Source organism: Luteimonas sp. A611 (genome assembly GCF_054072715.1).
This window is the reverse complement of sequence record NZ_JBSVRP010000005.1, coordinates 104,335-111,206: the sequence shown is the minus strand read 5'-3', so window position 1 is coordinate 111,206 and position 6,872 is coordinate 104,335. Positions and strand designations below refer to the sequence as shown.

5 protein-coding genes are annotated in these 6,872 nt (G+C 67.5%); 3 read left to right on the top strand and 2 right to left on the bottom strand.

The features are described from left to right. The first annotated feature begins 186 nt into the window (after positions 1-186). Both ACW5EG_RS16070 and ACW5EG_RS16065 read left to right on the top strand, forming a co-directional pair. Positions 187-1,374: an MBL fold metallo-hydrolase gene (locus ACW5EG_RS16070; RefSeq protein ID WP_457022299.1), complete on the top strand. Its 1,188-nt coding sequence runs from the start codon at positions 187-189 to the stop codon at positions 1,372-1,374. After that, on the top strand, positions 1,371-2,591 hold the full coding sequence (locus tag ACW5EG_RS16065) for an MFS transporter (RefSeq protein WP_457022297.1): 1,221 nt from the start codon (positions 1,371-1,373) through the stop codon (positions 2,589-2,591). Before ACW5EG_RS16070 ends, ACW5EG_RS16065 begins: the two co-directional genes overlap by 4 nt. Positions 2,592-2,702: 111 nt before the next feature. Here the strand turns inward: ACW5EG_RS16065 and ACW5EG_RS16060 are convergent, their stop codons facing one another. Both ACW5EG_RS16060 and ACW5EG_RS16055 read right to left on the bottom strand, forming a co-directional pair. After that, a complete protein-coding gene (locus ACW5EG_RS16060; protein ID WP_457022295.1) occupies positions 2,703-5,318 on the bottom strand; it encodes an outer membrane protein assembly factor BamB family protein in 2,616 nt (871 codons plus the stop codon). Positions 5,319-5,485: 167 nt separating this feature from the next. Continuing rightward, a complete protein-coding gene (locus ACW5EG_RS16055) occupies positions 5,486-6,235 on the bottom strand; it encodes an SIMPL domain-containing protein (protein WP_457022293.1) in 750 nt (249 codons plus the stop codon). Positions 6,236-6,284: 49 nt separating this feature from the next. On the opposite strand from ACW5EG_RS16055, the gene ACW5EG_RS16050 reads away from it, so the two are divergent. Next, on the top strand, positions 6,285-6,824 hold the full coding sequence (locus tag ACW5EG_RS16050) for an SDR family oxidoreductase (protein WP_457018514.1): 540 nt from the start codon (positions 6,285-6,287) through the stop codon (positions 6,822-6,824). The last annotated feature ends 48 nt before the right edge of the window (positions 6,825-6,872 follow it).

The following is a 6,872-nucleotide window of genomic DNA, read 5'->3' as shown; positions in this document are numbered from 1 at the left end:
GCATGCACTCGGCTCTAGACTACCAATCGCCCGCCCAATACGAAGAGCGGTTCAATCGCCTGGGGTATGTGCCCTAGGTCCACTGTCCGAAGAACCCGGGTCACTCCAACCTGACCCCGTTCCTGTCGCCAACAGCGTCGCGATTTCCGCGCCCAACACCTGGCCGCGAACTGAGCTGCGCAAGGCATGAAGATCACCTGGTTCCGTTCCCTGATGGTGCTGGCCGCCATCGCCGCGATCGCCGTTGTCGCGGCGCTGCTCTACCTGCGCAAACCCGTGTTCGGGCAGATGCCGCAGGGCGAGCGGCTCAGCATCATCGAGCGGTCCCCCAACCATGTCGACGGCGCGTTCCAGAACCTGGTCGACACGCCGTTCCTGACCGCGGGCGCCACCCAGCTGTCGATCCAGATCGAGGACCTGCGCGCCGAGAAGGGCAATCCGCGGCCGCCGCATGACATTCCCGCGCAGAAGACCGACCTGAAGTCGCTGGACGTCAACGAGGACCTGGTGGTGTGGCTGGGCCATTCCTCCTGGTACGTGCAGCTGGCGGGCCAGCGCATCCTGATCGACCCAGTGTTCAGCGCCAACGCGGCGCCGCTGCCGGGCTTCATCGAGGCGTTCGCCGGCACCAGCATCTACTCGGCGGACGACATGCCGCGGATCGATGTCCTGCTGATCACGCACGATCATCTCGATCATCTGGACTATCCGACCATTCTTGCGATCGAGCCCGTGGTCGATCGGGTGGTCACCGGGCTCGGCGTCGGCGCGCATTTCGAGTCGTGGGGTTACGACGCCACGCGAATCGATGAGCTCGACTGGAACGACACGCTTGCGCTCACGGAAGACTTGGCGCTTCATGCCACGCCGGCGCGCCATTACTCCGGGCGCACGTTCACCCGCAACAAATCGCTGTGGGTCGGCTTCGCGATGGAAACGTCGCAGCGGCGGATATTCTTCAGTGGTGATTCCGGCTATGGCGACCATTTCGCCGCGATCGGAGAGCGCCACGGACCGTTCGACTGGGTGGCGCTCGACACCGGCCAGTACGACCCGCGCTGGGCGAACCTGCACATGAATCCGGAACAGGCGACCCAGGCCGCGGCGGATCTCGGGGCGCGGGCGCTGACACCGCAACACGTGGGCCGTTTCACCCTCGCGCCGCACGACTGGAACGACCCGTTCGAACGTCTTGTCGAGGCCAGCAAGGGACGCGACTACGCTCTGTGGACACCGACGATCGGCCAGCCGGTGCACTTCGACGACCGACTGCAGGTGTTCACATCGTGGTGGACGTCCACCACCAATCATGATGCGACCGCAGGCACGCATCCCGCACCCGCGACCGCTCCGGCACGAGGACGCACGCCATGACATCTCCGGATCCCCGCACCGCCACAAGCGACACGCCTGCCGTCCAGCAGGCCGGGGCGCAACCCGCTTACTGGAGCGGCGTGTTCGCGATGACGATGTGCGTGTTCGCGCTCATCGCCTCGGAGTTCATGCCCGTCAGCCTGCTGACGCCCATCGCCACGGATCTGCGGATCAGCGAAGGCTGGGCGGGTTACGGGATCGCCATCTCGGGCGCCTTCGCGGTGCTGACCAGCCTGTCCATCTCGACCCTCGCCGGCACGATGAACCGCAAGACCCTGCTGCTGGCGATGACCGGGCTCATGTGCGCGTCGGGCCTCATCGTCGGGCTGGCGCCCGACTATCTGACCTACATGATCGGCCGTGCGCTGATCGGCGTGGTCGTGGGCGGGTTCTGGTCGCTGTCGGCGGCGGTGGCGATGCGGCTGGTGCCGACCGATCAGGTGCCCAGGGCGCTGGCCATCTTCAATGGCGGCAACGCGCTGGCGGTGGTGGTGGCCGCGCCACTGGGTGCGTGGCTTGGCGGCGTCATCGGTTGGCGCGGTGCATTCCTGTGCCTGGTGCCGGTCGCGCTGATCGCGCTTGTCTGGCAATGGATCAGCCTGCCGTCGATGCCGGCCGGCCCGCGCACGGCGGGCTCCGGCAACGTCTTTCGCCTGTTCAAACGCCGCGTGGTGACGCTCGGGATGCTGGCGGTCGGCGCCTTCTTCATGGGGCAGTTCGTGCTGTTCACCTACGTGCGGCCGTTCCTCGAAATGGTGACGCTGGTGGACGTGGCAACGCTGTCCTTCATCCTGCTGATCATCGGCGTCGCCGGCCTCATCGGCACTGCGGTCATCGGCACCGCCCTGAAGATGGATTTCTACCGCACGCTGGTCGCGATCCCGGTGTTGATGGCGGTGGTCGCGGTGGCGCTGGTCGCGTTCGGTGGCTGGCTTGCCGGCGTGGCGGTGCTGTTCGGTCTCTGGGGCCTGCTGGCCACGGCCGCGCCCGTGGGCTGGTGGTCGTGGGTGGCCAGGACACTGCCGGACGACGCCGAGGCCGGCGGCGGGCTGATGGTGGCGGTCATCCAGTTGTCCATCGCGCTGGGCTCGACGGTCGGCGGCGTGCTGTTCGACACGAGTGGCTATGCGACCACGTTCGTGGTGAGCGCCGCCGTGTTGGTGGCCGCTGCATTGCTGGCGTTGCTCGCGTCACGCGCCGACAAGACCCCAGCCTGAAGCCTTGAATTCCCGCATCCGAAAATCCCCACACAGGGATCTCGCAATGACCACGAAGACCTGCGGCATGGTCCCAGGAGCGGCGGCTTCCATCCCCACGGCAAGCCACCGTCAGTTGGGCGCCCCACCGGTCCGATCCTGCGGCAGCGCATAGGCGATGACGTAATCGCCGCGGTCGGGCGACACGCGCGCGCCGCCGGCGGTGACCACCACGTACTGGCGGCCGGTGCGCGGCGAGACATAGGTCATCGGGCCGGCCTGGCTGCCGACCGGCAGGCGGCCCTTCCACAAAGTCTCGCCGGTGCGGCCGTCGAGCGCGCGCAGGTAGTAGTCCTGGGTACCGGCGAAGAACACCAGCCCCGACTGTGTCGACAGTGGCCCGCCCAACGTCGGCATGCCGATCGGGATCGGCAGCAGCATCTTGATTCCGAGTGGGCCTGTGTCCTGCACGGTGCCCAGTGGCACCTGCCAGAGGATCCGGCGGTTGGCCAGGTCGATCGCGGTCATGGTGCCGAACGGCGGCTTCTGGCACGGGATCCCGAGCTGGGACAGGAAGCGCTCGCGCATGGCGCCGTAGGGCGTTCCGTCCATCGGCACGATGCCCATCTCGATGCCGCTGGCATCGGTGGGCACGTCCTCGCGCCTGACCATGTAGTTGGCCAGGCCCAGACGCATGTCGTTGACGTACAGGGTGTGGGTGGTCGGGTCGACCGCGGCGCCGCCCCAGTTCATCCCGCCCAGCGAGCCCGGCATCTGCAGCGAGCGGTCCAGCCCCGGCGGGGTGTAGACGCCTTCGTGGCGCATGGACTTGAACTGGATCCGGCACAGCAGCTGGTCCACCGGCGTGGCGCCCCACATGTCGGACTCGACCAGGGTCTGGTTGCCGATCGACGGCATGCCGACCGAGTACGGCTGGGTCGGCGCGTAGCGCTCGCCGGGCAGGTCGCCCTGCGGCACGGGCTTTTCGACCACTTCGGTGATCGGTGCGCCGGTGCGGCGGTCGAGCACGAAGATCTCGCCCTGTTTGGTGATCTGCACCAGCGCCGGCACGCTGCCGCCGTTGCCGTCGGGCAGGTCGTACAGCAGCGGCTGGGCCGGGATGTCGAAGTCCCACAGGTCTCGGTGGGTCATCTGGTAGTGCCAGCGCGGGCGGCCGGTGGCCACGTCCAGCGCGACCACGGCCGAGGAATAGCGCTCGTCCAGCTCGCTGCGATGGCCGGACCAGAAATCGGGCGTGGCGTTGCCGGTGGGCGCGTAGATCAGCCCGAGCGCTGCGTCGTAGGACATCGCGGCCCAGATGTTGGGGGTGCCGCGGGTGTAGGTTTCACCCTCCGGCGGCAAGCCGGTGATGGCCGGATTGCCCGGATCCCAGGCCCAGGCGAGTTCGCCGCTGATCGCATCGAAGGCGCGGACCACGCCCGGCGGTTCGTCGACCGAGAAGTTGTCGGCCACGCGGCCGCCGACCACCACCACGTTGCCGGCCACCAGCGGGGTCGAGGTCTGCTGGTAGTAGCCGGGCAGGATCTCGCCCATGCCGACGCCCAGGTCGACCGTGCCGCCGTCGCCAAACCCGGCGCAGGGCAGACCGGTGTCGGCGTCGAGCGCGATCAGGCGGGCGTCGAGGGTCGGCAGGAACAGTCGGCGGCGGCAGCCGCGCGACGTGGGCATGGCGTTGACGTTGACGCCCTCGGCGGCTTCGGAGGCGGCCCGGGGTTCGACTTCGGGGCCTGCCTCGGCGGCCTGCTCCGTCGCCGCGTCATCGTCGATGGCTGCGACGGGAGGCGTGGCGTTGCGGCTCGTCGGGTCGCGGCTCATGGTGCCGCCGTCCGCGCTGCGGGGATCCGCCGTCCTGGCCGGCGGCTGCGCCGGAGCGCCGGGGTCGGCCGTGTGTTGCGACCCGACCGGCAGCCCGGCGCCGCCCTGCTCGTGGTAGCCGAGCCCGCGGCAACGCTGCCAGTTGGGCGCGGTGGCCTGCGGATCGAAGCGCCACTTCTCTTCGCCGGTGTCGACATCGAGCGCCAGCACGGTGCCGTAGGCGGTGCAGACAAACAGGTCGGTGCCGATCTGCAGCGGCGTGTTCTGGTCTTCCGCGCCGGAGCCGGTGCTCTCGGGAATGTCGCCGGTGCGGGCGGTCCAGGCCACTTCCAGCGCGCCGACGTTGTCGCGGTCGATCTGGTCGAGTGCGGCGAAGCGGGTGCCCGCGGTGTCCTGTCCCCAATGCCGCCACTCGCTCTGGCGTTCGCCCGCGACGACGGGTGTCACCGCGGCGCCGGCGCCATCGGCCTCCACCAGCACCTGCGGCGTGAACATCGCCACCACGCCCACGGCCAGGCAGGCGCCAAGCGCCACTGCAACACCCCACGCGCCGCGATGCCGGCCAGGATGGCCATCGCGCCGCGCCAGCGACGGATACGCCAGGGCGACCAGCAGGCCGATCACGCCGAGTGCGAACAGCCGCGAGATCAGCGGCCAGGCTTCGAGCCCCACCTCCCGCAGCGCCCAGGGCACCGTGGCCAGCAAGACCGCCGCATACAGCCAGGCGCCCGTCCGCCGTCCCATGAACATCAACGCCGCCGAAGCGGTCATGCCGAGGCCTGCAAGCAGGAAGTACCAGCTGCCGCCGGCGCTCGCGAGAATGCCGCCGCCGACGGCCATGAACAGGCCGAACAGCAAGACCGGCACGGCGGCCACATACGTCGGCCAGACGCGGGATGAGGCTGTTTTCATTGGGCTGTCCATTGTTCAATTCCACCAGAGCTGGAGATGCAGATCCGCCGAGCGGTCGATTCCATCGGGCGCCGTCACATCACTCCAGAGCGCGACCATGGTCTACCAGAAGATAGACCACCGCACAGCTCAGCATGTGCAGCAGTCCCGGCGACGTCGGGTTGGTGCTATTCCGCCAGCTCGTACACCACATCCAATGCCAGGCTCAAGGTGTTTTCGCCGGGAGCGATAGGGACGTTCGCACTCGCATCAGTCGCCGCCTGCTCGACGACCGTGCCACGCGCGTATGCGACTCCGATGGGAGCGCGCCCGCGGGTCTCATCCACGCTGACGACACGCGTCACGCGTAGTCCAAGATGTTCCGCATAGAGGTCCGCACGCTTGCGTGCCTTGACCAGCGCCATGCCGCGTGCCTCATCCAGCACTGCGTCCTTGTCGGCGATGTCGAACATCGGGCCATTGACCTGGTTTGCCCCGACAGCGATCAGCGCATCGAGGATCGTACCGAGTGCGGAGATCTCGCGGACGGTGATGTTCACCGTATTGGAGGCGTAGTAGCCATTGATGCGAGGGGGGCGGTTGGCGACATAGGCATAGTCCGGATTGATGCTCACGCCACTAGTCTGTATGTCTTTCAACTCGATTCCGGCTGCCGTGACGGCGTTGACGACAGAGGCCATCTCCTTGCTGTTCAGTGCGATCGCCGCCTTGGCATCCGCCCCTCGACTCACGACACCCGTCGTGAGTACTGCCAGGTCAGGAGTGCGTTTGATCTCCGCGCTGGCGGATACGGCAACGAGGGTTGTGTCGCTGCTGCTGTCTGCGATGCCCTGTGGCCCGCAGGCGGCCAACAGGGATACCGAAGCAAGAGCTATAAGGAAAAAGGGCGCGGGCGAGTTCTGATCAAGACGTGGCATTCGGGTTCCAAGTTTTGGAGGCCCCATCGAGAACGCACGCCCACGGCGCATGGGGTTAAAGGCGGCTACCTATACCAGCGCCAGCTTCTGCCTTCCGATCGTCGGTACGGGGCTTGTTCCGCAACAGTGCGGCCTACCTCCAGTGCAGCTTCTTTGCTACACGTGCCGCCTCCACATCGTGAAGTCATTGACCGCAAAGGAAATTGTATGGAGATCGATCCAGCCCATCATCGGCGCGACGGTCAACAACCTCGGCATCCATGGCGCGCACGGGTTTTTCGACATCGACGACGCGCTCCGGGACGAGTTCTGGCAGGTCAACGTCATGAGCGGCGTGCGCCTGGGCCGCCATTACGCGAAGGGCATGCGCGCGCGCGGCTGGGGGCGGATCCAGTTCGTGTCCAGCGAGGATGCCTCGCAGATGGAGGCGCGGTTCCTGGCCGAGAACCGGCCGTCGACGCTGTTGCGTCGCTTTGCCGATCCGGAAGAGGTCGCCGCCATGTGCGTGTATATCGCATCGCCGCAGGCGAGCGCGACGACGGGTGCGGCGCTGCGGGTGGAAGGCGGCATCGTGGAAAGCATTGCCTGAGGCCAGGGAGTCGGCTTGGCCCATCCCCCGCTTCGCGGGTACTTTCCC

What these genes read in the sequence shown, in the direction of transcription:
- ACW5EG_RS16065 (WP_457022297.1), top strand. Translation starts at nt 1,371, where the DNA reads ATGACATCTCCGGATCCCCGCACCGCCACAAGCGACACGCCTGCCGTC.
- ACW5EG_RS16060 (WP_457022295.1), bottom strand. Translation starts at nt 5,318, where the DNA reads ATGAAAACAGCCTCATCCCGCGTCTGGCCGACGTATGTGGCCGCCGTG.
- ACW5EG_RS16055 (WP_457022293.1), bottom strand. Translation starts at nt 6,235, where the DNA reads ATGCCACGTCTTGATCAGAACTCGCCCGCGCCCTTTTTCCTTATAGCT.
- ACW5EG_RS16050 (WP_457018514.1), top strand. Translation starts at nt 6,285, where the DNA reads ATGGGGTTAAAGGCGGCTACCTATACCAGCGCCAGCTTCTGCCTTCCG.
- ACW5EG_RS16070 (WP_457022299.1), top strand. Translation starts at nt 187, where the DNA reads ATGAAGATCACCTGGTTCCGTTCCCTGATGGTGCTGGCCGCCATCGCC.